This window comes from Enterococcus sp. AMC1251, assembly GCF_058216535.1.
This window is the reverse complement of sequence record NZ_CM177098.1, coordinates 1,017,890-1,043,409: the sequence shown is the minus strand read 5'-3', so window position 1 is coordinate 1,043,409 and position 25,520 is coordinate 1,017,890. Positions and strand designations below refer to the sequence as shown.

General features: G+C 35.8%; 21 protein-coding genes. 6 read left to right on the top strand and 15 right to left on the bottom strand.

Features of this window, described 5'->3' with window-relative positions:
• Positions 1 to 243: 243 nt before the first annotated feature.
• From ilvA to AC4BBR_RS04820, 6 genes are all read right to left on the bottom strand, one after another.
• Positions 244 to 1,500 carry a threonine ammonia-lyase IlvA gene (gene ilvA, locus AC4BBR_RS04845; protein ID WP_490461430.1) on the bottom strand — a complete coding sequence of 419 codons (1,257 nt, stop codon included), beginning with the start codon at positions 1,498 to 1,500 and terminating at the stop codon, positions 244 to 246.
• A gap of 68 nt (positions 1,501 to 1,568) precedes the next feature.
• On the bottom strand, positions 1,569 to 2,564 hold the full coding sequence (ilvC, locus tag AC4BBR_RS04840; RefSeq protein ID WP_490461429.1) for a ketol-acid reductoisomerase: 996 nt from the start codon (positions 2,562 to 2,564) through the stop codon (positions 1,569 to 1,571).
• A 54-nt stretch (positions 2,565 to 2,618) separates the two neighbouring features.
• Positions 2,619 to 3,101, bottom strand: a complete 483-nt coding sequence (ilvN, locus tag AC4BBR_RS04835; protein ID WP_490461428.1) for an acetolactate synthase small subunit — start codon at positions 3,099 to 3,101, stop codon at positions 2,619 to 2,621.
• Positions 3,102 to 4,796 carry a biosynthetic-type acetolactate synthase large subunit gene (ilvB, locus tag AC4BBR_RS04830; protein WP_490461427.1) on the bottom strand — a complete coding sequence of 565 codons (1,695 nt, stop codon included), beginning with the start codon at positions 4,794 to 4,796 and terminating at the stop codon, positions 3,102 to 3,104. It abuts the gene before it with no gap.
• 16 nt (positions 4,797 to 4,812) lie between these two features.
• Positions 4,813 to 6,504 (bottom strand): dihydroxy-acid dehydratase, encoded by a 1,692-nt coding sequence (gene ilvD, locus AC4BBR_RS04825; protein ID WP_490461426.1) that lies wholly within the window; start codon positions 6,502 to 6,504, stop codon positions 4,813 to 4,815.
• A gap of 709 nt (positions 6,505 to 7,213) precedes the next feature.
• Positions 7,214 to 7,729 (bottom strand): hypothetical protein, encoded by a 516-nt coding sequence (locus tag AC4BBR_RS04820; RefSeq protein WP_490461425.1) that lies wholly within the window; start codon positions 7,727 to 7,729, stop codon positions 7,214 to 7,216.
• 173 nt (positions 7,730 to 7,902) lie between these two features.
• Between AC4BBR_RS04820 and AC4BBR_RS04815 the strand changes: the two genes are divergently transcribed.
• The 3 genes from AC4BBR_RS04815 (at position 7,903) to AC4BBR_RS04805 (ending at position 9,867) form a co-directional block, all read left to right on the top strand.
• The gene (locus tag AC4BBR_RS04815) at positions 7,903 to 8,427 is read left to right on the top strand and encodes a TM2 domain-containing protein (RefSeq protein WP_490461424.1); all 525 of its coding nucleotides are present in this window, start codon (positions 7,903 to 7,905) and stop codon (positions 8,425 to 8,427) included.
• 215 nt (positions 8,428 to 8,642) lie between these two features.
• A complete protein-coding gene (gene clpP / locus AC4BBR_RS04810) occupies positions 8,643 to 9,239 on the top strand; it encodes an ATP-dependent Clp endopeptidase proteolytic subunit ClpP (protein WP_490461423.1) in 597 nt (198 codons plus the stop codon).
• 106 nt (positions 9,240 to 9,345) lie between these two features.
• Positions 9,346 to 9,867: a DsbA family protein gene (locus AC4BBR_RS04805; RefSeq protein ID WP_490461422.1), complete on the top strand. Its 522-nt coding sequence runs from the start codon at positions 9,346 to 9,348 to the stop codon at positions 9,865 to 9,867.
• A 108-nt stretch (positions 9,868 to 9,975) separates the two neighbouring features.
• Here AC4BBR_RS04805 and AC4BBR_RS04800 read toward each other — a convergent pair whose 3' ends face one another.
• From AC4BBR_RS04800 to uvrB, 7 genes are all read right to left on the bottom strand, one after another.
• Positions 9,976 to 10,188 (bottom strand): hypothetical protein, encoded by a 213-nt coding sequence (locus AC4BBR_RS04800; RefSeq protein ID WP_490461421.1) that lies wholly within the window; start codon positions 10,186 to 10,188, stop codon positions 9,976 to 9,978.
• Positions 10,189 to 10,243: 55 nt separating this feature from the next.
• Complete coding sequence (gene whiA / locus AC4BBR_RS04795; RefSeq protein ID WP_490461420.1) at positions 10,244 to 11,179, bottom strand: DNA-binding protein WhiA; 936 nt, start codon at positions 11,177 to 11,179, stop codon at positions 10,244 to 10,246.
• A 24-nt stretch (positions 11,180 to 11,203) separates the two neighbouring features.
• Positions 11,204 to 12,202 (bottom strand): gluconeogenesis factor YvcK family protein, encoded by a 999-nt coding sequence (locus AC4BBR_RS04790; protein ID WP_490461419.1) that lies wholly within the window; start codon positions 12,200 to 12,202, stop codon positions 11,204 to 11,206.
• Positions 12,199 to 13,083: an RNase adapter RapZ gene (gene rapZ, locus AC4BBR_RS04785; protein WP_490461418.1), complete on the bottom strand. Its 885-nt coding sequence runs from the start codon at positions 13,081 to 13,083 to the stop codon at positions 12,199 to 12,201. The genes AC4BBR_RS04790 and rapZ overlap by 4 nt, the downstream gene beginning before the upstream one ends.
• Before the next feature lie 474 nt (positions 13,084 to 13,557).
• Positions 13,558 to 13,764, bottom strand: coding sequence for a hypothetical protein (locus AC4BBR_RS04780; protein WP_490461417.1), 207 nt, complete (start codon positions 13,762 to 13,764; stop codon positions 13,558 to 13,560).
• 430 nt (positions 13,765 to 14,194) lie between these two features.
• A complete protein-coding gene (gene uvrA, locus AC4BBR_RS04775) occupies positions 14,195 to 17,011 on the bottom strand; it encodes an excinuclease ABC subunit UvrA (protein ID WP_490461416.1) in 2,817 nt (938 codons plus the stop codon).
• A gap of 256 nt (positions 17,012 to 17,267) precedes the next feature.
• Entirely contained in the window at positions 17,268 to 19,262 is a 1,995-nt protein-coding gene (gene uvrB, locus AC4BBR_RS04770) for an excinuclease ABC subunit UvrB (protein ID WP_490461415.1), read from the bottom strand.
• A gap of 437 nt (positions 19,263 to 19,699) precedes the next feature.
• On the opposite strand from uvrB, the gene AC4BBR_RS04765 reads away from it, so the two are divergent.
• The 3 genes from AC4BBR_RS04765 (at position 19,700) to AC4BBR_RS04755 (ending at position 23,834) form a co-directional block, all read left to right on the top strand.
• Entirely contained in the window at positions 19,700 to 21,859 is a 2,160-nt protein-coding gene (locus AC4BBR_RS04765) for an amino acid ABC transporter substrate-binding protein/permease (protein ID WP_490461414.1), read from the top strand.
• A 1-nt stretch (position 21,860) separates the two neighbouring features.
• Entirely contained in the window at positions 21,861 to 22,598 is a 738-nt protein-coding gene (locus tag AC4BBR_RS04760) for an amino acid ABC transporter ATP-binding protein (protein ID WP_490461413.1), read from the top strand.
• Positions 22,599 to 22,730: 132 nt separating this feature from the next.
• On the top strand, positions 22,731 to 23,834 hold the full coding sequence (locus AC4BBR_RS04755) for an SLC13 family permease (protein ID WP_490461412.1): 1,104 nt from the start codon (positions 22,731 to 22,733) through the stop codon (positions 23,832 to 23,834).
• 51 nt (positions 23,835 to 23,885) lie between these two features.
• On the opposite strand, the gene trhO is transcribed toward AC4BBR_RS04755, so the two are convergent.
• Both trhO and AC4BBR_RS04745 read right to left on the bottom strand, forming a co-directional pair.
• Positions 23,886 to 24,827, bottom strand: coding sequence for an oxygen-dependent tRNA uridine(34) hydroxylase TrhO (gene trhO, locus AC4BBR_RS04750; protein WP_490461411.1), 942 nt, complete (start codon positions 24,825 to 24,827; stop codon positions 23,886 to 23,888).
• Between the two features lie 218 nt (positions 24,828 to 25,045).
• Entirely contained in the window at positions 25,046 to 25,417 is a 372-nt protein-coding gene (locus AC4BBR_RS04745) for a VOC family protein (protein WP_025872573.1), read from the bottom strand.
• Positions 25,418 to 25,520: the final 103 nt, after the last annotated feature.

Sequence of the window (25,520 nt, the reverse complement as noted above, 5' to 3'; positions counted from 1 at the left end):
TATTATTTCTAAGTCTAGATTTGATACTTCCCACCTATTTAAAATAGTGATCATCCATTGCTTTTAACTATTTGTCCTTTCAACGAAATAAAAATTTATTTACTGTCTTAAATATGCTGATACAAAAAAGAAGATAAACAAAACGAATAAACAGTTTTGTATTATCTTCCAAAAACAAACACACGATTATAGGTAATTTTAACCAAAGTTTATCAAAGCACTGCGTTACTACGCAAAAAGCGATTATACAAGTAACGCATATAATGATGGATTATCACTAAGATCAATATAATTTGGATCAAAAGCAGTCATTTTTTCTAATAAATTTGGTAACTCTTCTTTATCTTTCAATAGAATTCCTAAAACAACAGGTCCTGTTCCACGATTGACTTTTTTTGTATATTCAAAACGAGTGATATCATCATTGGGTCCTAAAATATCTGTTACAAATTCTCTCAATGCTCCAGGACGCTGAGGAAAGTTTATTACAAAATAATGCTTTAGCCCTTCAAAAATCAATGAACGCTCTTCGATTTCTTCCATACGGTTGATATCATTGTTGCCGCCACTAATAATACAAACAACATTTTTCCCTTTTATATCATCTTCAACTAATTCTAAAGCAGAAACACTTAGTGCTCCCGCAGGCTCTACAACAATTGCTTGTTTCGTATATAACTCTAAAATCGTTGAACAAACTTGTCCTTCATCGACTGCCAAAAGCTCATCTACATATTTAAACGCATGTTCGTAAGTCAAATTCCCAACTTGCTTGACTGCAGCGCCATCGACAAATTTTTCAACACTATCCAACATCACTGGTTTTCCTTCATTAAAAGCAGCCCGCATTGACTGAGCACCTGATGGTTCAACACCTATTACAGCAGTAGTCGGGCTAACGCTTTTGGTATAAGCGGAAACCCCACTGACTAAACCACCACCGCCAATCGCTGCTAGTAAGTAATCTACTTGAAATTCAGACTCTTTCGCTTCTTGAAATATTTCTACTGCTACAGTTCCTTGACCAGCCATAATATTTAAATCGTTAAAAGGATCTATAAATGCTTTGTTATTTGCTTTAGCATATTCTTTAGCCGCTTTTGCTGAGGCATCAAAAGTATCCCCAATTAATTGAATGGTTACTTCCTCTCCGCCAAAAAATTTCACTTGAGAAATTTTTTGTTGAGGAGTTGTCGTTGGCATAAAAATAGTTGCCGCAACATCCATTTCGTGACAAGTAAAAGCGACTCCTTGGGCATGGTTTCCGGCACTAGCACAAACGACTCCATTTTTCAGCATATCATCTGGCGTTTGTTTAATCGCATAATACGCCCCTCTTAATTTGAATGAACGTACTTTTTGTAGATCTTCTCTTTTCAAATAAACATTGCATTGATATTTTTGTGATAGATACATATCGTACTGCAATGGTGTTTCCGTTACAACATCTTTTAGTGTATCATATGCATCTTCGATATTTTCTTTTGTTAATTTTACCAAATTTTCCTCACCCTTTATTATGTAAAAGGTTGAGAAAAATAATTCTTTCTCAACCTCTATTTACTATTTTAGTCTTCTCTTGATACGAAAGGCATCATTTTACGCAACTCCGCCCCAACTTTTTCAATTGGATGACCAGCGTTATCTTTACGCATTTGATTGAACTCTTTAAATCCATTTTTGTTATCGTCAATGAACCCTTTCGCAAATTTACCATTTTGGATATCGGTAAGAACTTCTTTCATATTAGCTTTTGCTTCAGCAGTCACAATACGAGGACCTGAAACGTAATCACCGTATTCCGCAGTATTTGAGATAGAATTACGCATTTTCTCAAATCCTCCTTCATAAATAAGGTCAACGATCAATTTCAATTCGTGGCATACTTCAAAATACGCTAATTCAGGTTGATATCCTGCTTCTGTCAATGTTTCAAATCCTGCTTCGATCAAGCTAGTTAAACCACCACACAATACTGCTTGTTCACCAAATAGATCTGTTTCAGTTTCTTCTTTAAATGTTGTTTCTAATACTCCAACACGCGTTGCGCCAATTCCTTTCGCGTAAGATAAAGCAACATCGCTAGCTTTTCCTGTTGCATCTTGATAGACCGCAAATAATGCAGGTACCGCAAATCCTTCTGTAAAGGTACGACGAACAAGGTGTCCTGGGCCTTTAGGAGCAACTAAGAAAACATCCACATCTTTTGGTGGGTTGATTACATCAAAATGAATATTGAAACCATGACCGAATGCCAACGCATTACCGGCTTCTAAATTTGGTGCAATTTCATGGTCATAAAGATCTCCTTGAATTTCATCAGGAGCTAAAATCATGACTACATCTGCTTTTTTAGATGCTTCTTCAACGGATAGTACATCGAATCCATCGTTTTTGGCAGCGTCTGCTGATTTACCTTCACGAATCCCGATAATTACTTGATTGCCGTTATCTCTCAGGTTTTGCGCATGGGCATGTCCTTGCGAGCCGTAACCGATAATTGCGATTGTTTTACCTTCTAATTGATTGTTTTCTACTGAGTTATCATAATATACTTTTGCCATTTTTGAACCCTCCAAATTTTTTATGCTTATAAGCGTATGCTTTAAGACCTATTCTTAGTTGTTGCCTCTGGTAAATCCGGTAACACCTGTTCGTGCTAATTGTTTAATGCCATAAGGTGCAACAACATCAACAAAAGCACTGATTTTTTCACTCGTTCCTGTCACTTGAATAACCACAGAGCGTGTACCAACATCAATCACATTCGCTCGAAACGGATCAATCACGGAGAATAATTCTGCTCGAACCGCTGCAGGAGCATTGACTTTGACTAATGCTAATTCTCTTTCCAAATGTGGTTCATCTGTTATATCAGAAACTTTGATTACATCAATTTGCTTATTTAATTGTTTGGTAACTTGTTCACTTTCATTTAAATCTGTCACTTGAATAATGATCGTGATTCGTGAGACCTTGTCTAATTCAGTCGGTCCCACAGAAATACTGTCGATATTGACTTGTCTACGTGTCAACACGCCACTAAATCGATTTAAAACACCAGAATTATTATTGACTGTTGCCGTAATGATTCGTCTCATTTAGTCCACCCCCAGCATCTGATAGTTTGCTTTGCCCGCTGGAACCATTGGTAATACATGTTCTGTTGACGATACCATGACTTCGATCAGCAAAGGACCTGTCTCCGTAAACGCTTCTGTTAATTGAGATTCCACAGTTTCAGGATTATCTATTCGAATTCCTTTAATATGATAAGCTTCTGCCATTTTTACAAAATCTGGTTGAGTTTTAAACACTGATTCCGAACGACGCTCATTGAAAAAACTTTCTTGCCATTGGCGCACCATTCCTAACGATTGATTATTCAAAATCACAATTTTGATCGGAATATTGTATATATTTAAAATAGCTAATTCTTGGTTCGTCATCTGGAAGCCGCCATCTCCCACAAAAAGTACGACCTCTTTATCTGGGCAACCTAGCTTTGCACCAATCGCTGCAGGTACACCGTATCCCATCGTTCCAAGACCACCACTTGTCACAAGCTGTTTTTCATGTTTGAATGGATAAAACTGAGCTGCCCACATTTGATGCTGACCTACATCTGTTGCAACAATCGCTTCACCATTAGTTAGTTCACCAATAAATTCGATAACTTTTTGCGGTTTAATTTCTATGTGTTGCTCTTTGTCATATTTGAATGGGTGTAGTTCTTTTCTGGAAAAGTTCAAATTTTTCCACTCTGTACTATCTGCACATTCGATATCGAATTTTAGCATTTCTTTTAATGTTTCTTTAGCGTCAGCCACAATTGGAATTTGTGTATCGATTGTTTTTCCAATTTCAGCTGGATCAATATCGACATGAGCAATGACTGCATTAGGCGCAAATTCCTTCGGAGCACTGGCTAAACGATCATCAAAACGAGACCCTATATTTATTAAAAAGTCGCAATCTGTTAATGCCATATTTGCAGCAAAAGAGCCATGCATCCCCCCCATTCCTAGAAATAGTTCATTATCTGTAGGAACAGCACCTAGCCCTAACAACGAACTCAATGCTGGTATTTGATATTTGTTGATGAACGTTACTAGTTCTTTCCCTCCATCAGCATGCAAAACGCCAGCACCAATCAATACCAATGGTTTTTTTGCAATCGATAAAGCTTTCATCAGCTTTTTTACTTGAAGTTTATTCGGCTTAACCGTTGGCTGATAACTTGGTAAGTTTAATTTCACCTCTATATCCGCATCGGTTTCCATAATCGTCATGTCTTTAGGTAAATCGATCACAACCGGTCCTTTTCTACCAGTTGTTGCAATGTGAAAAGCTTCTTCAATGATCCTTGGTAATTCTTTGGTTTCTCGAACTTGATAATTATTTTTAGTGATTGGCATTGTCAGCCCAATTACATCAGCCTCTTGAAAAGCATCTTTGCCAATACCAGCAGTAACGACTTGACCAGTAAATACCACCATTGGGATCGAGTCGCTCATCGCATCAGCAATTCCAGTGATTGCATTTGTCGCACCTGGACCGCTCGTCACAATCACTACACCTGGTTTTCCTGTGGCTTTAGCATATCCTTCTGCCGCATGAACAGCTCCTTGTTCATGTCTGGTTAGAATATGAGGAATATCGCCATCATATAATGCATCATATAGAGGGAGGACTGCTCCACCTGGATAACCAAAAATCATTTCCACCTTTTGTTTCAATAATGCATCAATCAAAATTTTTGAGCCAGTTTTCATCTTTCTCTCTTGTTCAGACATAAGCTTCCCTCCTCTTCTAGTCAAGTAAGTCTTCTGGAATCTGCATGATTCCTCCTGTATGAGCTGATGTTACTAGAGCCGTGTAACGAGCCAAATATCCTGTTTTTACCTTAGCTTTAAATTTCGGCAATTGATCATTTCTTTTCGCTAGCTCTTCATCCGACACGTGCAATTCTAATGTACGATTGGTTAAATCAATTTCAATTTCATCTCCATCTTCGACTAACGCAATAGGCCCTCCTGCAGCAGCTTCTGGAGAAATATGCCCCACTGCTATTCCACGAGTTGCTCCAGAAAAACGACCATCGGTAATCAAAGCAACATCTTTTCCTAAGCCTCGTCCAACGATACTTGATGTTGGTGCCAGCATTTCCGGCATACCCGGTCCGCCCTTCGGTCCTTCGTAACGAATCACAACAACATGACCTTTTTTCACAGTATGATCATCGATTGCAGCAACGGCTTCGTCATGAGAACTGAAACAAATTGCTTTTCCCACAAACTTTTTAATTGATGGGTCCACTCCACCAACTTTGATTACACTGCCTTTGGGTGCAATGTTTCCGTACAAGATCGATAAACCACCAACTGGGCTATACGGATTTTCTTTTGGATGGATAACTTCTTTATTTTTGATTACGGCATCTTGAACATTTTCACGAATTGTTTTTCCGGTAACAGTGATACGATCTGGATGAATCGCATTCCCTAAGTCTACTAGCTCCTTCATGATCGCAGGAACACCTCCTGCTTCATGAACATCATGCATCGAATAAGCAGATGATGGGGCAATTTTAGATAAATAAGGCACACGTTCAGCAATCGCATTAACTTCTTCTAAGTTGTAATCGATCTCTGCTTCATTGGCAATCGCTAGTGTATGCAGGACGGTATTTGTTGAACCGCCCATTGCCATATCTAATGCAAACGCATCATCGATTGCTTCCTTTGTGATGATATCTCTTGGTTTGATTTGTTTTTTGACTAGATCCATCAAATGGAAAGCTGATTGTCTAACAAGTTCTCTGCGTTCATCTGATACAGCTAAAATCGTCCCATTTCCTGGTAATGCCATCCCTAAAACTTCCATCAAGCAATTCATGGAATTTGCTGTAAACATCCCTGCACATGATCCGCAAGTTGGACAGGCATTTTGCTCCATAAAATTGAATTCTTCTTCCGTCATTTTGCCTTCTTTAAAGGTGCCAACGGCTTCAAACATATTCGAAAGTGTCAACGTATGTCCTGTTGGATCAATGCCAGCTTTCATTGGGCCACCTGAACAAAAGATAGCTGGTACATTCGTTCGAACACTTGCCATCAGCATTCCTGGAGTGATTTTGTCACAGTTAGGAATATAGAAAACACCATCAAACCAATGTGCATTAATCACAGTCTCTGCTGCATCTGCAATGATTTCTCTACTTGGCAATGAATAACGCATACCAATATGTCCCATAGCAATACCGTCATCTACACCAATCGTGTTAAATTCGAAAGGAATTCCTCCAGCTTCACGGATCGCCTCTTTAGCAACATCCGCTAATTCTCTTAAATGCACATGTCCTGGAACTATATCAATATAAGAATTACAAATAGCTATAAACGGTTTGTTCATATCTTTGGCATTTTTTACTTGCCCAGTTGCATAAAGCAAACTTCTGGCGGGAGCCGCCTCGATTCCTTTTTTGATTTTATCACTACGCATTGTTCATCCACTCCAATTCAGTTATCTCCAGAAGATCTCTTTTTTTGCTTCTTCTGATTCATTTTCTTATTTACTCTGCCACCTCTTCTTTATAAAGATTTCTACAAAAAAAACACCCCATCGATTGAATGGGATGCTTTAGTAAGACCCCCATTTACCAAAGACAAACAGGACTCTAACATCTGCGAAATTTCTCAGTGTTCTAAGTCCTACACGATAAAATAATGACTAATACGTGATTATTGTCTATCTTCTTCATGGCAACGGTCTCCTCTTTTAAAAAATCTATAAAGATTAAAATGGCATGTGATAAATAAAAGCTTTTACTAACTATAAACCTATTAAATGAGAATGTCAATATAATTTGGTAAAAAAATTCAGAAAATTCTAAAAACAGCAGTTGCTATTTTTTTACTCAATATCTTAAGTTAGCTTTGAGATAAAAATTAAGTGACCTAAATAATCTATTCCCTCAATACCTACGTAAAATTATTTAACTAACCTCCAAATAAAAACGAGAATCCGAGTAGAAACTGTAAAAAGCAGTTTCTCGTTAATCGAACTAAAAACCGCACAATGCTTGAACATTGTGCGGTTTTTAGTTCAATTAACAAGAAATATCTCGAGGCAATAAGTCGAAGCTTATCATTACCTACTGAGTACTCGATCTTAAACAACTCTTACCAAAACCTCGTTTTCCCCTACAATGTTATCCTCTTTGAAAATAATACAAAGGTTTGTGAGTTAAACGTTTCATCTGTCTCTTCTTATCTTCAATAATAGACAATAACTCCTCGGAAAAGCTTTCTAAAATAACTCGGCCGCCTTTATACGTACTTCCCCCCATTGAAATTACTTCATCAGGTGTTAATATGATTTTTCTATGGGAGATTTTTTTGAAGAATTCTTCAATCAGGTATGTAGGCAAATAAAAATTATTTTGTGCCGAAAATGATTCTAAATAGATAAAGTCATCAATACTGATATAACAATCGTCCATTGATAGAAAATTCACGGACTTATCTACATAGATATCTCTTTTTTGTAGAATCTCATTAATTTTTTTGTTCAAAAGATTTAAGGTCTCTATTTCTTTGACAAAATTTTCTAATTCTCGATAACGTACAGCTTTGCGTTCATCATAATTCACACGTAAAGCAATACCCACCGATACGACAACTGCACCAATTAAGACACCAGTTATCCCTGTAATAAAAACAACCATTTGGATTCCCTCACTCTTTTCGTTCTTGTTTTTTAGTATAACATATTCCTTCATGAGGACAAAAATATACGAAAAAAAATAATTTTTCGCTTATTTTTTTCACTTTTTTTTTGGTATTTTGATTATTTCTTTTATTGAATAATCTAGATTACTCATTTAGTTGATGATATAATATGACAGTAGTAATATTATATATGAGAGTTGGGGAAGATAGAATGGGGAAAAAAGTGATTAAGTTAGATTTTGATGATGTGGTTATTGCTAACGAAGATGGAAGTACGACACATGCATTGTATGAATGGTTCAATTTTAAGCCGGAAATCGGTGATCTTGTTGATGTTTTTGAAGATGGTGATGAACTAATCATTCACAAAGCAGAACAAGCTACAAATGCAACAGAAAATCTGCAAGATAAGATCAATATCAACATCGTTAATGAAAATAACAATACACAGACACAGTCAGTTGGTGGCTATGTACAGCATGGTAGAGTCGTTAATAAATGGGTTTATTTTATATTAGCCTTATTTTTAGGTGGAATTGGTGCTCATAAATTCTATTCTGGTTTTACAGGGAAAGGAATCATGTACTTAGTATTCTGCTGGACATGGATTCCTGTAATAATTGCATTTTTCACAGCAATTATTACATTACTTAAACCTGCTGATCAAAATGGGAATATTGTTGTTACCTCATAATAATTGAAAAAAAGAGATTACTCCTGTTTTCTCTATTTGTCAGTACTTAGGGTGAAAAACAAAAGTAAATCACTTTTGTTTTTCACCCTTTTTTTACTTAATTCAGTGCATTAAAGTTGACCTTTATTGACCAATAAAGTATACTTTTTTTAAGCATTAAGGTATGCTTTGTGATAAAATGATTTGAAGAGTTTTTTATATAGGAGGAATATACTATGAATTTAATACCAACGGTCATTGAACAATCATCTCGTGGAGAAAGAGCATATGATATTTATTCACGATTATTAAAAGATAGAATCATCATGTTAAGTGGTCCGATCGATGATAATGTAGCAAACTCAGTCATTGCCCAATTACTATTTTTGGATGCACAAGACTCTGAAAAAGACATCTATATTTATATCAACTCGCCAGGAGGAAGTGTTTCTGCTGGATTAGCAATTTTCGACACAATGAATTTTGTCAAAGCTGATGTACAAACAATTGTTCTAGGTATGGCAGCTTCTATGGGAAGTTTCTTATTAACTGCCGGCACAAAAGGCAAACGTTTCGCATTACCAAATGCTGAAATCATGATCCATCAACCTCTTGGTGGAGCTCAAGGTCAAGCAACTGAGATCGAAATTGCAGCGAAACACATTCTTGATACACGTGATCGCCTAAATAAAATTTTAGCTGAACGCACTGGTCAACCACTTGAAGTCATTGAACGTGATACTGATCGTGATAATTTCATGACTGCTCAACAAGCAAAAGAATACGGTTTAATCGATGAAGTAATGGAAAATAGCACCTCTTTAAACAAATAATACTATTGATGTCCAAAAATTCTTTTGAAATTTTGGGCATTTTTATTTAAACTAGTGACAAAAAGCGCTACACTAAAGATAGAAGAAATGAAAGGATGTTATTAACATGGATATTTCAGTGATTGATGCAACAAAAGTTACTACAAAAAATGGTTTGGCAATTGGGAAAGACTCAGCCCCAATAAAAATGGTAGAATTTATGAACGTTCGTTGCCCTTATTGTAAAAAATGGTTTGAGGATTCGTTTGATCTATTGAATGAATATATTAAAGATGGCAAAGTTCAGCGAATTATCAAACTATTAGATAAAGAAAAAGAAAGCTTGCAACGCGGTAATGTGATGCATCACCATGTCGATTATGATTTACCAGAAAAAGGATTGACCGATCTAAAACAAATGTATGATATGCAAGATCAATGGGGAAATCTTTCTTTAGAAGATGTGGCAGTGTTCGCAAAAGATAATTTGCAACTATCTGAAAAGAAAGAAGCAACAATTGTTCAATCAGTAGTTGCAGAAGCGGAAGCAGCAAATATTAAATTTGTACCAACGATCGTGATTGGGGAGCATATCTTTGATGAATCCATTACTAAAGAAGAATTAATTGGTTATTTAAAAGGTAAATAAAAAAATAAGGTTTTGAGAAGTAATGACACTTCCAGTCACTACATCCCAAAACCTTAAAAATATAAATAAACGGTGGTGGTGTAAAGAAACAACTACTACGCTGCCAATCTAAACACTTTTATTTTGATCGCCATCTTTTTGGACTTTATTATCATCATTAGAGCTCAATTTCTTTTCTGAAGTAGAATCTTCAACCTCTTTTTCAGCATCTTCACCAAAACTCAAGATTTTATCCACATCTTCTTTTCCAAGAAAATTACCTAGACCTTCTCCAAGTTGTTTGATCTGCCTCATAATAAAATCTTTATCTTCTACACCCATTTAGTTCACCTAGCTTTCTTCTGCTTTGGCATAACAATCCGTATCTAATAAGAATTCATGCACTTTTTTCTCTTAACTTATCCGCAAATTCATTAATTTTACGAATTCGGTGATTAATTCCAGACTTTGAAATTGCTCCTGAAGGGATCATTTCACCTAATTCTTTTAAGCTCACTTCTGGATATTCTAAACGTAATTCTGCAATTTCCTGTAATTTGTCTGGCAACGCAGTTAAGCCTACCACACTTTCGATATACTGAATATTTTCGATTTGTTTTGACGCAGCATCGATTGTTTTATTAAGATTGGCTGTTTCACAATTGACTAAGCGGTTCACTGAATTACGCATATCACGAACAATTCGGACATCTTCAAATTTCAACATTGAATTTGTCGCACCAATCAACGTCAGAAAATCAGCGATTCGCTCAGCTCCTTTTAAGTAGGAAATATACCCATTACGCCGCTCTAAGGTTCGTGCATTTAAATCATAATAGTTCAGCATCTGGCAAATATCATCGTTATGTTCTTCATAAATTGAAAATATTTCCAAATGATAGCGACTTGTTTCAGGATTATTGACTGATCCAGATGCCATAAATGCACCTCTTAAATAAGATCTCATTTTTTGGGCATTCCCCATAATTTCATCGGATACATGAGTATTAAACATCATCCCATCCAAAATATCTAAATCAGCAAGCACATTTTTCGTATCTTGTTTCAAACGTACGATATAAACGTTATTCTTTTTTAATTTCATTTTTTTTCGAACTAATAATTCTGAGCGAGCATTGTAATGGTCTTTCAACAGAGAATAGATTCGTCTGGCAATCGCTGCATTTTCAGTTTGGACATTTAGTACAAATTGCTGATTCACAATGCTTAATGAACCGTTCATACGAATTAAAGCCGCTAGTTCTGCTCTGGCATGTTCCCGATGAACTTCTAAAGTCGTCAGCTCTTTTTTTACATCTGCTGCAAAAGACAACCTCCGTCCCTCCTCTCTTACTCTTTAATATTTTGCACCGAATACAATCCGAAATAGTTCATCTACAACTTTATCACCATCATGAAAAACGCCACCATCACGTAATTTCAAAAAATCTGTAGAAATTACACGACAGCCTTCATCTCTCAACTTCTGGAAATCATGTTCCACTTGAACTAAATATTCATCATAAATTTCTGGATCCATGTAACCATCTGGAACTTTTTCAGTATTGACTAAAACGGTATCAATAAATTTATTTTTAAGATGCTCATGTAGAACACACACATGATCTGCATCAGTAAAATGTTCAGTTTCACCTTTTTGGGTCATGATATTACAAATGTAAACTACTTCTCCTTTGGCATTGATGATCGCTTCTCCAATTTCATTGATCACTAAGTTAGGCAAAATACTTGTAAACATGCTTCCTGGACCCAAAACAATCATATCGGCTTCTTCTATTGCTTTCACTACTTTTCTAGCGGCTTTAGGCTGCTCATCGTCATTTGTATTGGTCACAAAGACATGATCAATCGTTTTTCGATCAACTGCAATACTTGATTCCCCAACTGCAATAGAGCCATCTTTAAAAACAGCGTGTAAGGTTAGAGGTCTTTCTGATGAAGGATAAACATGTCCGTCCACATGCATCATTTTTGAGAGTAACTGAATCGCCTCATACGTACTCCCACGCATTTCTGAAACAGCTGCAATGATCAAATTTCCGATTGCATGATTAGCAAAATAGTTATCTGATTTGTCAAAACGATACTGAAAAATATCTTCATATAGTTGCGGCATATCTGATAAGGCCACTAGTACGTTACGTAAATCTCCTGGCGGTGTCATATTCATCGACTCACGAATCTCACCACTACTTCCTCCATCATCTGCAACAGTTACAACAGCGGTAATATCCGCACTTTGATTACGTAAACTTTTTAGAATAACAGGCAAACCAGTTCCACCGCCAACAACAACAATTTTTGGTTTTCTAATACGATAGGTTTTCATTTTCATGAGCGGTTTACCGTTTCTTTCCGCTTGTCTTTATCCCTATGCGTAATATTAACATGATAACCTTGTTCAAGCTCATTGCCCAAACGTTCTGTCAAAGCAACCGAACGATGCTGTCCACCTGTACAACCGATAGCAATTGTAATACTTGATTTGCCTTCTTTTTCATAACCAGGCATTACATTTTGCAACAAATCAATAAATCGGGTGTAAAATTTTTCTGTTTCTTGGAAGCTCATCACGTAATCATAGACAGAAGGATCTTGTCCTGTCAGTGGTCTCAACGCTGGAATGTAATGCGGATTTGGTAAAAAACGAACATCCATAACTATATCAGCATCGATGGGTAAGCCATACTTAAAACCAAATGACACGAGTTCTACACGAAATTCATGTGTATCTCTAGATTTAAACTCTTCATTGATACGTTCGCGTAATTGTCTAGGAGATAAATCAGTCGTATCAATTACAACTTGAGCATCGCCTCTGATTTCTTCAAGAATCGCTCGTTCTTTTCTGATGCCTTCTGTGATCAGGCCATCCATCGCTAAAGGATGCGCACGACGTGTTTCTTTATAACGAGAAACAAGTTCTTCATCCGTTGCATCTAAAAACATAATTGTTGTATCGATCAAGTTCGTATTTTCAAGTTCCACTAACATATCTTGAATTTCTCTAAAGAAATTACGTGAGCGTAAATCAATCACTAAAGCGATTTTCGTCACTTTTCCAGATTCTTTGATCAATTCCCAAAATTTAGGAATCAAACTTGGAGGCATGTTGTCAATACAAAAATACCCCATATCTTCAAAACTTTGAATGGCTACAGTCTTTCCTGCTCCGCTCATTCCAGTGATTATAACTAATTGCAAATTATCAGCCATTTTTTAGCGCTCCTTTTAAGCCATTTTACTAATTATAGCATCCCGGGTGTATCAAAGAAAGCTTTTCAAATGATTCTAGTGTTTCTTTCAAACTTTTTATAAATTGAAACTAAAAAAATTGTGTAACACAAGCGTGAATTACGTTTTTATAAATAGTACAAAAAGCAATACAGATGATACTCCCTCTATTTTGATTTCTAAAAGCTAAAGTTCTCTTATTTACTGTATTGAAATTTAGTATACTTATTATTTCATAATATAAATGCCCAATTTTCATTAATGTAAATCCATTTCCACATTATTTAAATTAAATATGATTAATATTAAAAAAATATAATAGTGAAAAAAGACAAAAAAAGAACTTTAGAAGTCCATTTTTGTCTTTTATTTTACTTTATCAATTTTTCTGACAATCTATATTATTATTCCCTGTTAAAGTATGAGTATCTAATACGAGATACATTATTCAAAAGACTACGCATCTTCAATCACGTCAAAATATTCTAAATTCAAAATAGGATCATCACAATTTATAACTGGACGGTCTGCAGGATGGCATTTAACGACCCTAACTTGTATATCTTCTTCTTTTTTGGAGATGGCCTCTCCTACAAAAAACCAAGAAAAATTTGATCCATGACAAACATAATGTGCGCCAATCTTTATTTCTTTTTTTTCCAAGAAAAAATCATCCTTTCATACTTTTTTGATAACTATAGAATATCATGATTTCAAATAAAATACCGCTCAATTTACGTATAAATACTTTCTTTTTTTGACTATTTTTAAATTAAGGTGATTTACAAATGATTTTTTTAGTTTTTTATTATCCCCCCTCATTTTTCCAGACAGTCGCTCACTCTAACTTTTCAGAGAAAAGATAATATTTTTAATAAAAAAAAGACAGCCTTCCAATAATGAAGGCTGCGTTTTTCTTTTCTGAACGGATTATTTATAGAAGGAAAGATATATACCAATAAGGTTGAACAATACATCTAACCACAATCATTCTACTTCAAACATTCAGTTAAATCAAACACAATTGTTGATTCCCATTCAAACTTTATACTTTCTTAAAAAATAATATTTCTCCAAAAAGGAGTATACCAATTTATAAAACACGTTTTAAGTACTTCCCAGTATAACTTGCTTTGACTTTAGCAATCTCTTCTGGTGTCCCTGTCGCGACAATCATTCCACCGCCATCTCCACCTTCTGGACCTAAATCAATTACATGATCTGCTGATTTAATTACATCTAGATTATGTTCAATAACAAGTACAGTATTCCCAGATTCAACAAGTCTCTCTAATACGACAAGTAAGCGAGCAATATCATCTGTATGCAATCCAGTTGTCGGTTCATCCAAGATATAGAAATTTTTGCCATCGGATTTTTTATGCAATTCACTTGCTAATTTCATCCGCTGTGCTTCTCCACCAGATAATGTCGTTGCTGGTTGACCCAAAGTAACATAACCCAATCCTACATCAACGATTGTTTTCAATTTACGATGGATTTTTGGAATGTGTTTAAAGAAATCTACTGCATCTTCCACTGTTAAATCTAAGATATCAGAAATATTCTTTCCTTTGTAATGAACTTCCAGTGTTTCAGAATTGTAGCGTTTGCCATGACATACTTCACATGGAACATATACATCTGGTAAAAAATGCATTTCGATCTTAATGATTCCATCTCCACGACATGCTTCACACCGACCACCTTTAACATTAAAACTAAATCGTCCCTTTTTGTAACCACGCACTTTTGCTTCGTTGGTTTTCGCAAATAAATCACGAATATCATCAAAAACACTTGTATAGGTTGCCGGATTACTTCGCGGTGTACGGCCAATAGGACTTTGATCGATATCGATGATTTTTTCTATATTTTTATACCCAGTGATACTTTTGTGTTTGCCTGGTTTATTTGAATTACGGTTTATTTTTTGTGCTAGAGCTTTTTTCAAAATTTGATTGACCAAGGTACTTTTCCCTGATCCAGAAACGCCTGTAACAGCAACAAACTCTCCTAGAGGAAATTCAACTGTGACATTTTTCAGGTTATTTTCAGTTGCACCTGTCACTTTGATTTTTTTGCCATTGCCTTTACGACGTTCTTTAGGAACCGGAATTACTTTTTTACCAGAAAGATATTGTCCGGTTAATGAATCAGGATTTTTGGCTACTTCATCTGGTGTTCCTGAAGCAACGATTTCTCCACCTAAATGTCCAGCACCTGGTCCTACATCGATTAAATAATCAGATGCTCGCATCGTGTCTTCATCATGTTCTACCACGATCAATGTATTTCCTAAATCACGCATTTTCTTAAGAGATTCGATCAAACGATCGTTATCTCGTTGGTGCAGTCCGATCGACGGTTCATCTAATATATATAGTACACCCGATAAGTTCGAGCCAATCTGTGTTGCTAAACGAATCCGTTGTGCTTCCCCACCTGATAAGGTACCAGCTGCTCGGCTAAGTGTTAAATAATCAAGTCCAACATTTTTTAAGAAGTTCAAACGATCTTCTACTTCTTTCAAGATTGGTTTAGCAATTATTTGCTCTTGTTCGGATAACTTAACAGTCTCAAAAAATTGAACCGCATTTTTAATAGCCAACTCACTAACTTGACCGATATTTGTATTATCTATTTTGACGGACAAAGCTTGAGGGTTCAAACGATAACCCTTACATGTCTGACAGGTTAATTCTGTCATATATAAACGCATTTGATCACGTGTAAAGTCACTATTTGTTTCATGGTAGCGACGTTTTATATTCGTTAAAACACCTTCAAACGGTACTTCCACATCACGGACTCCGCCAAAATCATTTTCATAATGAAAATGGAAAGGTTCACCATTAGATCCATTTAAAATAATCTCTTGATGTTCTTCTGGCAGCTCTTCGAACGGTGTATCCATATCGATATTAAAACTATCCGCCGCTTGCTCCAGCATTTGGGGATAGTATTGCGAGCTAATTGGATTCCAAGGGGCGATTGCTCCTTCACGCAATGTTTTGGTTGGGTCAGGTATAACTAAATCGCGATCAACTTCTAATTTTATTCCTAAGCCATCACAATCAGGACACGCTCCAAATGGTGCATTGAAAGAAAACAACCTTGGTTCCAATTCGCCCACTGTAAACCCGCAATATGGACAGGCGTAATGTTCACTAAAGAGCATTTCTTCTCCGTCGACTACATCAACTAATGCATAACCATCAGCAAGTCGTAATGCCGCTTCAAATGAATCAAATAAGCGAGAACGGATTCCTTCTTTTACTACGATTCGGTCAATGACAATTGCAATATCATGTTTTTTATTTTTCTCAAGTTCAGGTGCTTCTGTTACATCATACGTTTCTCCATCAACTCGCATTCGAACATAGCCTTCACGTTGAATCATTTCAAAAACTTTTTTGTGCTGGCCTTTCTTCTTGACGATTACAGGTGCTAATACTTGAAGCTTCGTTTTTTCCGGCAGTTCCAGCACTTTGTCTACCATTTGTTCAACAGATTGACTGCTAATTTCAGTTCCATCGTTAGGGCAAATTGGATGACCAACACGAGCAAACAACAGTCTTAAATAATCGTTGATTTCCGTTACTGTTCCAACTGTTGATCGAGGATTTTTACTTGTTGTTTTTTGATCGATAGAAATCGCTGGACTAAGACCGTCAATACTATCGACATCTGGTTTATCCATCTGTCCTAAAAATTGTCTCGCATACGCTGAAAGACTTTCCACATACCGGCGCTGACCTTCAGCGTATAATGTATCAAAGGCCAGTGAACTTTTCCCAGAACCAGATAACCCCGTGACGACAACCATCTTGTCACGAGGAATCGTAACATCTATATTTTTCAAATTATGTGCGCGTGCGCCATGTATGACGATTTTATCATTTGCCATTACTTCTCTCCTTTGCTGTGAAACACAGCGAGTATTTTTTGAGCTGATGTTGAACAGCACAAGGTGACCGCTGGGAACGTTGATCCTTTTTCTCGAAACACAGCGAGTATTTTTTTTGAGCTGATGTTGAACAGCACAAGGTGACCGCTGGAAACGTCGATCCCCAACCTTCGATTCTTAGTGTTTTAGCACTTAGAAATTGAAAGTTGAAACGAAGTCTAGCGTCTCTTACTCCTAATTGATAAGAGTATCTATTTTACTCTGCAGCTTTCAACTCCAAAATCGTATCTCTTAAAGTCGCAGCCGTTTCAAAGTCTAACGCTTTAGCTGCATCTCGCATTTCTTTTTCTAATTTCATCAATAAATCAGCTTTTTCTTGGCGACTCAATTCATGATAAGACTTATCAATCTTGATTGTTTCACCTTTTTCATTTGTTTTAGAAATTGAGATCAACTCACGAATTTCCTTAATAATTGTTTTTGGTACAATGCCGTATTCTTCATTATATTTTTCTTGGATCGAACGACGACGTGCCGTTTCATCCATTGCTTTTTGCATCGAATCAGTAATTTTATCCGCATACATAATGACACGACCATCTGAATTACGAGCGGCACGACCAATTGTTTGGATCAATGATCGTTCACTTCTCAAGAAACCTTCTTTATCGGCATCCAAAATTGCAATCAATGATACTTCCGGTACATCCAGCCCTTCACGAAGCAAGTTGATTCCGATCAGTACATCAAACTCACCTAAACGTAAATCGCGAATGATTTCCGTTCGTTCTAGCGTTTTGATATCACTATGAAGATACTTAACCTTGATTCCTAGTTCTTTCAGATAATCTGTTAAATCTTCAGACATTTTCTTTGTTAACGTTGTAATAAATACACGCTGATCCTTCTCCACACGATCATGGATTTCACCGACTAAATCATCAATTTGTCCCATAATCGGTCGAACTTCAATTAATGGATCTAACAATCCAGTTGGTCGAATGATTTGCGGAATCACGGTATCTGTTTGTTCATGCTCATAAGGTCCGGGTGTTGCAGAAACATAGACGACTTGATGCACATGTTTTTCGAATTCTTCTAAACGTAACGGACGATTATCCAAAGCACTAGGCAAACGGAAGCCGTAATCTACTAGCATTTGTTTTCTAGCACGGTCACCATTATACATCCCGCGAATTTGGGGCATTGATACATGGGATTCATCGATCACGAGTAAAAAATCATCTGGGAAGAAGTCGATCAACGTATACGGTGGTTCTCCTTCTGATCGTCCATCCATATGACGAGAATAATTTTCGATACCAGACGTGTAGCCCATTTCTCTCATCATCTCGATATCGTAATTGGTTCGTTGCTCTAAACGTTGTGCTTCTAACAATTTATTTTCACTGCGCAAGACTGTTAAACGAGCCTCTAATTCTTCTTGGATTTGTGCAATCGCATGTTCCATATGGTCTTCATTGGTCACAAAGTGGGTTGCTGGAAAAATCGCCACATGTTCAGTCTCACCAATTACTTCACCGGTTAAAGCATCGACTTCTCTTATCCGTTCAATTTCATCACCAAAAAATTCAACTCTTAAGGCATGATCATCTCTTGAGGCAGGGAAAATTTCCACTACATCACCACGTACGCGAAAACGACCACGCTGAAAATCAATATCGTTTCGTTCAAATTGAATGTTTACAAGATCTGTTAATAACTGACTGCGATCCATTTCCATCCCCACGCGAATAGAGACAACTTGTTCACTATATTCCTTAGGATCACCTAAACCAAAAATACATGAAACGGAGGCTACCACGATTACATCGTTTCTTTCTAATAAAGAACTTGTCGCTGAATGTCGTAGTTTATCGATTTCATCATTGATACTAGCGTCTTTTTCTATATAAGTATCGCTTGAAGGAACATACGCTTCTGGTTGGTAATAGTCATAATAACTAACAAAATACTCGACCGCGTTATTAGGGAAGAATTCTTTAAACTCTCCATAAAGCTGTCCAGCTAAGGTCTTATTATGGGCAATCACCAATGTGGGTTTGTTTACTTCTGTTATAACATTGGACATCGTAAATGTTTTACCAGTTCCTGTGGCACCCAATAAAATTTGGGCTTTTTCTCCACCTTCGATGCCTTCAACTAACCGCTTGATTGCTTCTGGCTGATCTCCATCCGGCTTGTATTTTGACACTAAGTCAAATGTATTGGAGGTCTCTCTTTCTATCATCCAACATCCTCCTCTTACTTCATTTATTAAGTTAATTCAATAAAAATAAATAAAACAATCCACCAAATTTTGTGAGATATACGCTGTTATAACTATAAAATATCTATTTTTTCAATTTGGAGATTCACTCTATTTATAAGAATTTCCAAATTGAAAAAATGAAGGAAACTCCTTTAATTATTTTAACATACCGAACATATTTTCGCTAGTTATAAAACGAGTTGCGTATACGCAATTTTTACGAATTTATATTTTATTTATCTTTGACAATTAGATATACTGTTCTAAAATTAATATTTTCTATTTATCTGATGTTACATTTTATTACATAAGATGTTAGGAAATGAGTTTTTTTTGAATTTCTCATTGTGAATGACTTGTGCTTTTGCCTTTTTTTACTATATAATTATCTAATATGCAAATATAGGAGGTATTTTATGAAAAGGAAACACTTTTTACTCTCATTCATTGTGATGATAGCAAGTCTACTGACATTTACCCTTGGGCAAGATGCTCAGGCTGAGGAAAAAACATATAATATAGGAACAGATTTGACATTTGCCCCTTTTGAATTCCAAGATTCTAAAGGAGAATATGTCGGAATTGATGTTGATTTGCTTCAAGCAATCGCAAAAGATCAAGATTTTAAAGTGAATCTGAAACCACTTGGCTTTGACAGCGCGATCCAAGCGGTACAATCAAAGCAAGTTGACGGTATGATTGCCGGCATGAGTATTACGGATGAGCGTAAAAAATCATTTGACTTTTCAGAACCTTATTTCGACAGTGGGCTTCAAATGGCAGTCAAAAAAGGCAATGACAAAATCAAAAATTACGAAGACTTAAAAGGAAAAACAGTCGCAGCGAAAGTCGGGACTGAAAGTGCAACTTTTTTAGAGAAAAATCAAGAAAAATATAGCTATACAATTAAAAATTTCGATGATGCAACTGGACTTTATCAATCGCTTGAAAATGGCGAAGTCGATGCAATATTTGATGACTATCCTGTTTTAGGTTATGCCATAAAAAATGGTCAGAAGCTTCAATTGGTTGGTAAAAAAGAAACAGGTAGTTCTTACGGTTTTGCTGTAAAAAAAGGACAAAATAAAGAATTAATCGAAAAATTCAATGCTGGTTTGAAAGAATTAAAACGTTCAGGGAAATATGAGGATATTATAGACAAATATATTTCAACTGGAACTGAAACAATCACGGATACCGATTCTAAAATGAAAAAGATTCAATCTAAAAAAGATACTTATGTGATCGCTAGTGACTCTACATTTGCACCATTTGAATTTCAAAATGCTGATGGTAAGTACGAAGGAATCGATGTTGATTTAGTTGAGCGAATAGCAGAACTACAAGATTTCAACATCAAATTTAAATTCATCGGTTTTAGCTCCGCTGTTCAAGCTGTTGAATCTGGTCAAGCGGATGCAATGATCGCTGGAATGACGATCACAGATGAGCGTGAAAAATCATTTGACTTCTCCACTCCATATTTTAACAGTGGCATACAAATTGCTGTCAAAAAAGGCAATGACAAGATTCACTCTTATAAAGATTTAAAAGGCAAAAAAGTCGGCGCTAAAATTGGAACTGAAAGTGCTGACTTCCTTGAAGCTAACAAGAATAAATACGGGTATTCGATTAAATATCTAGATACAACAGACGCTTTATACAGCGCCCTTGAAATTGGTGAAATTAATGCAATGATGGACGACTATCCAGTTATTGGTTACGGCGTTGCGCAAAAACAACCATTAGCTACTCCGATTACTCGTGAAGAAGGAGGAAAATATGGTTTTGCCGTTAAAAAAGGGAAAAATCCAGAGCTAATCCAAATGTTCAATGAAGGATTAGCTGAATTAAAACGAACTGGTGAGTATGATGAAATTATCGGAAAATATGTAAAAGATGGTACTACTGAAAATAAAATAGATGAATCAACGTTGGTAGGCATGATACAAAACAATTGGAAACGTTTATTGAGTGGGTTGTGGATGACGATTCAGTTAACATTAATCTCATTTGTTTTAGCCTTAATCGTTGGAGTGATTTTGGGATTATTCAGCGCTTCTCCTTCTAAAGTATTACGTGTAATTTCTACTATTTATGTTGATATCATTCGTGGTATTCCTTTAATGGTGCTAGCCTTCTTTATCTACTTTGGCTTACCAGGAATTTTAGGTTTCAATATTCCCGTTTTTCTTGCTGGAATCATTACATTGACCCTGAATGCAAGTGCTTATATTTCTGAAATCGTTCGTGGCGGTATCAATGCTGTGCCAGTCGGTCAAATGGAAGCTTCACGTAGTTTAGGTCTTTCATACAATCGTACAATGCAAAAAATCATTTTACCACAAGCAATCAAAATCATGATCCCCTCTTTCGTCAATCAGTTTGTCATCTCTTTAAAAGATACAACAATTCTATCTGCAATCGGCTTGATCGAGTTGTTACAAACGGGGAAAATCATTGTTGCTAGAAACTTACAAAGTACTATGGTTTACTTCGTCATTGCGATGATGTATTTAATCTTGATTACAGCTTTGACGAAATTAGCTAAAGTTTTGGAAAAGAAGGTGAAATAATATGGCTGAAAAAATTCTAGTAGAACATTTGGTAAAAAAATATGGTGATAATACCGTTCTTAACGATATCAATGTATCCATCCAAGAAGGTGATGTTGTTTGCGTCATTGGTCCTTCTGGTTCTGGTAAAAGTACCTTCCTTCGTTGTTTGAATCAACTTGAAGAAGCAACGAGCGGTGATATTATTATCGACGGAGCAAATCTAACAGATAAAAACACGAACATTAATAAAATTCGTCAACATATCGGGATGGTTTTTCAACACTTCAACCTATTCCCACACCTGTCGATCATGGAAAACATTACGTTAGCACCCACAGATTTGGGGCGTCTTTCAAAAAAAGAAGCAGAAGAAAAAGCAATCAAGCTTTTAGATACAGTTGGGTTAGCGGATAAAAAAGACAGCTATCCAGAATCATTATCTGGCGGTCAAAAGCAACGTGTAGCAATCGCTCGTGCCTTAGCAATGAATCCGGATATCATGTTATTCGATGAACCGACATCTGCACTTGATCCTGAGATGGTTGGCGATGTATTGAATGTTATGAAAAAATTAGCAAAACAGGGAATGACGATGGTCATTGTTACCCATGAAATGGGCTTTGCAAAAGAAGTCGCAAATCGTGTTATGTTTATCGATGGTGGAAATTTCTTAGAAGATGGTTCACCTCAACAAATCTTTGAAAATCCGCAAAATGAACGGACGAAAGATTTCTTGGATAAAGTATTGAATATTTAAAAAGGAATAAAAAATGGATTGCTCTTAATGTAGAGTGATCCATTTTCTTATTATTCGAACACACTTTATTCTTGATAATTTACACTTTTTAACGTAAATTTGAACAGACTATCAACGAAAAGGGATGATGTTATGAAGCGATTAAATGCTTTTTTTAGTGATGATTTATTATTTACAGTTTCTTTTGTTATTGCTATTATCAGTTTCTATTTCGGTACGTTCTCATTAAAGTCCATTGATTTCAAAGTTATTTTTTGTTTGTTCGGTTTAATGCTTTTTGTCAGGAACATCGAAAAACTAGGTATTTTAAACTATTTTGCTGAAAAAATGATTGATTTTTCTGCAACAACACGTAGTTTAATCAGAAATATCGTTTTATTATCATTTATTAGTTCAATGATCTTAACAAACGATATAGCGATACTGACGTTAATGCCTATTTACTTAACGATCATAAAAAAATTCCCAGCAATGGAAAACAAGATTGCTGGCGCAGTATTACTAATTGTAGCTGCTAATTTAGGTAGTAGTTTTTTCCCATTTGGAAATCCGCAAAACCTTTTTCTATTCTCCTTCTATTCGCTTTCAACTGCAACGTTTTTTGAATGGTCTTTTGTTCTACTATTTTCTTCAATTCTATTATTGCTGATTTCGTTTCTATTTATAAAAAAAAGCGCGATTCCTAAACAAAATAGTCCACTTCCACAAATCAATCAGAGAAAAATGCTATTTTTAAGTCTGACTGGTCTTTTCATCCTGTTGGGTGTATTTAATGTACTTCCTTATTTTCTTGTAATTCCCGTCACTGCAGTTATTTTTATTATTTATGATAAAGAAACGCTTAGGCAAGTCGATTATAAATTATTGTGGACATTTGTATTTTTTTTTATTGCTGTTGGGAATTTTTCTCAAGTAGAAATGATTTCAACTTTTATAAAAGAACAATTTACGACGAACACTCACACATTTTTTGGAAGTATTCTACTTAGTCAGGTGATTAGTAATGTTCCTGCAGCTATTCTGATTGCGCCATTTACAGATCAAGCTCAAGCACTTTTTTGGGGAGTTAATTTTGGTGGTTTGGGTACGATCATTGCTTCGTTAGCTAATTTGATTGGATTTAAATTATATAAAGAGTATTATCCTGCACAATCAAAAAAGTTTATTTTGCAATTCACTTTTATAAACTTGGTATTTTTGATTTGCTTTGTTCTATTTTTTAGCTTTTTGTTGTAAAAAAGTCGAAGCAAGAATGAATCATCCTTTTGCTTCGACTTCTTATTTTTATTAGTTAGCAATTGCTTCAAGTCTAGCCTGAACCTCTTGTTCTGAAAGTTCATTTCTCATCACATAGCGGTTTGCAGGATGATGGCGACATTCGTCTGAACAGCTGCCAAGATACTTCGCTTCATTTTCTTCTGATGCTAAAATTTGCTTATTACAGAAAGGATTTGCACAGTTGATATACCTTTCGCAAGGTGCGCCGTCAAACCAGTCTTTCCCGATGATTTTTTTATCTACGTGATTGATTTCGACACTGATTCGCTCATCAAAGACGTACATTTTTCCATCCCACAACTCGCCTCTTGTCTCTGGATCTTTTCCATAAACTGCGATACCACCATGAAGTTGAGAAACATCTTCAAAGCCTTCTTTCATCAACCAGCCAGAAAATTTCTCACAGCGAATGCCGCCAGTACAATAAGTGACAATTTTTTTATCCATAAATTGTTCTTTATTGTCTCTGATCCATTGCGGCAATTCTCTAAAGTTGCGAATATCAGGACGAACCGCCCCTCTAAAGTGACCTAAATCAAATTCATAATCGTTTCTTGCATCGATAAAAACAGTATTTTCATCCAGTAACGCTTCTTTAAATTCAGCTGGTTCTAAATATTTCCCAGTTATTTCTAACGGATCAACATCTTCTTCCAAGCTTAAAGAAACTAGTTCTTTTCTAGGACGGACAAACATTTTATGAAAGGCGTTCTCTGGTACTTCATCTATTTTGAAATAAGTATCTTTAAAACGTTCATCAGCTTGCATCGCTTCCATGTAAGCCTCTGTATCAGCAATCGTTCCTGAAAGTGTGCCGTTAATTCCTTCTGTTGCAACTAGAATTCTTCCTTTTAGGTTCAATGATTTACAAAAAGCTAAATGCTCCTTTGCAAATTCTTCGGGGTTTTCAATCGTCGTGTATTTATAATAAAGTAATACGCGGTAATCCATTTTATCTTTCTCCTTTTTCTTAGAAACTGTTTTGCTATCTCCATAATAACTGTACAGTCCTCATTTTCTATTCATACGAACATAGTATATAAAATAAGAAATAAGAAAAGCGAGCTATTTGCTTGTGTACAAATGCACACATAAAGAAGTAAGGTAAAATTAAAACTACCCAAGTTTTCCAAAAAGAAAAGCTTGAGCAGTTAGTATAAACTGACTTATTATTGACCAGATACTGCAAAATAATTCTCATCGTTATCTGCAAAGTTAAAGACTAATCCAGTTGGTAATTGAACTAATTCTCCTACTCGTACACCAGCATCTTTCATTTTTTTGTATAATTCCATCACATCATCTGCAAAAAACATTAATGATGGCGTGTTACCAGCAACTTCTGGTGAATGTTGTTGAATGAATTCTAAATCGTACAACACAATCATTGTTTCTGCAGTTTCGCTTGGCGCAATCTCCACAACAAGTGTGCCGTCAACAGCATCTCTTTCTTTTTCTACAAAACCGATTTTTTGCCAGAACTTGCTTGATTCCTCTACGTTTGTCACATATAACATTATTTTGATTTGGTTAGTAAACATTTTTTTGCTCCTCATCTTTATTTTTTCATTTTAAAATAAATGCTTATTCATTATATACTTTTTATGATAGTCTATGGTAAGATTTATGAAAATAAATTTGCTT

What these genes read in the sequence shown, in the direction of transcription:
- ilvC (WP_490461429.1), bottom strand. Translation starts at nt 2,564, where the DNA reads ATGGCAAAAGTATATTATGATAACTCAGTAGAAAACAATCAATTAGAA.
- ilvN (WP_490461428.1), bottom strand. Translation starts at nt 3,101, where the DNA reads ATGAGACGAATCATTACGGCAACAGTCAATAATAATTCTGGTGTTTTA.
- ilvB (WP_490461427.1), bottom strand. Translation starts at nt 4,796, where the DNA reads ATGTCTGAACAAGAGAGAAAGATGAAAACTGGCTCAAAAATTTTGATT.
- ilvD (WP_490461426.1), bottom strand. Translation starts at nt 6,504, where the DNA reads ATGCGTAGTGATAAAATCAAAAAAGGAATCGAGGCGGCTCCCGCCAGA.
- AC4BBR_RS04820 (WP_490461425.1), bottom strand. Translation starts at nt 7,729, where the DNA reads ATGGTTGTTTTTATTACAGGGATAACTGGTGTCTTAATTGGTGCAGTT.
- AC4BBR_RS04815 (WP_490461424.1), top strand. Translation starts at nt 7,903, where the DNA reads ATGACAGTAGTAATATTATATATGAGAGTTGGGGAAGATAGAATGGGG.
- clpP (WP_490461423.1), top strand. Translation starts at nt 8,643, where the DNA reads ATGAATTTAATACCAACGGTCATTGAACAATCATCTCGTGGAGAAAGA.
- AC4BBR_RS04805 (WP_490461422.1), top strand. Translation starts at nt 9,346, where the DNA reads ATGGATATTTCAGTGATTGATGCAACAAAAGTTACTACAAAAAATGGT.
- AC4BBR_RS04800 (WP_490461421.1), bottom strand. Translation starts at nt 10,188, where the DNA reads ATGGGTGTAGAAGATAAAGATTTTATTATGAGGCAGATCAAACAACTT.
- AC4BBR_RS04790 (WP_490461419.1), bottom strand. Translation starts at nt 12,202, where the DNA reads ATGAAAATGAAAACCTATCGTATTAGAAAACCAAAAATTGTTGTTGTT.
- rapZ (WP_490461418.1), bottom strand. Translation starts at nt 13,083, where the DNA reads ATGGCTGATAATTTGCAATTAGTTATAATCACTGGAATGAGCGGAGCA.
- uvrA (WP_490461416.1), bottom strand. Translation starts at nt 17,011, where the DNA reads ATGGCAAATGATAAAATCGTCATACATGGCGCACGCGCACATAATTTG.
- uvrB (WP_490461415.1), bottom strand. Translation starts at nt 19,262, where the DNA reads ATGATAGAAAGAGAGACCTCCAATACATTTGACTTAGTGTCAAAATAC.
- AC4BBR_RS04765 (WP_490461414.1), top strand. Translation starts at nt 19,700, where the DNA reads ATGAAAAGGAAACACTTTTTACTCTCATTCATTGTGATGATAGCAAGT.
- AC4BBR_RS04760 (WP_490461413.1), top strand. Translation starts at nt 21,861, where the DNA reads ATGGCTGAAAAAATTCTAGTAGAACATTTGGTAAAAAAATATGGTGAT.
- AC4BBR_RS04755 (WP_490461412.1), top strand. Translation starts at nt 22,731, where the DNA reads ATGAAGCGATTAAATGCTTTTTTTAGTGATGATTTATTATTTACAGTT.
- trhO (WP_490461411.1), bottom strand. Translation starts at nt 24,827, where the DNA reads ATGGATTACCGCGTATTACTTTATTATAAATACACGACGATTGAAAAC.
- AC4BBR_RS04745 (WP_025872573.1), bottom strand. Translation starts at nt 25,417, where the DNA reads ATGTTTACTAACCAAATCAAAATAATGTTATATGTGACAAACGTAGAG.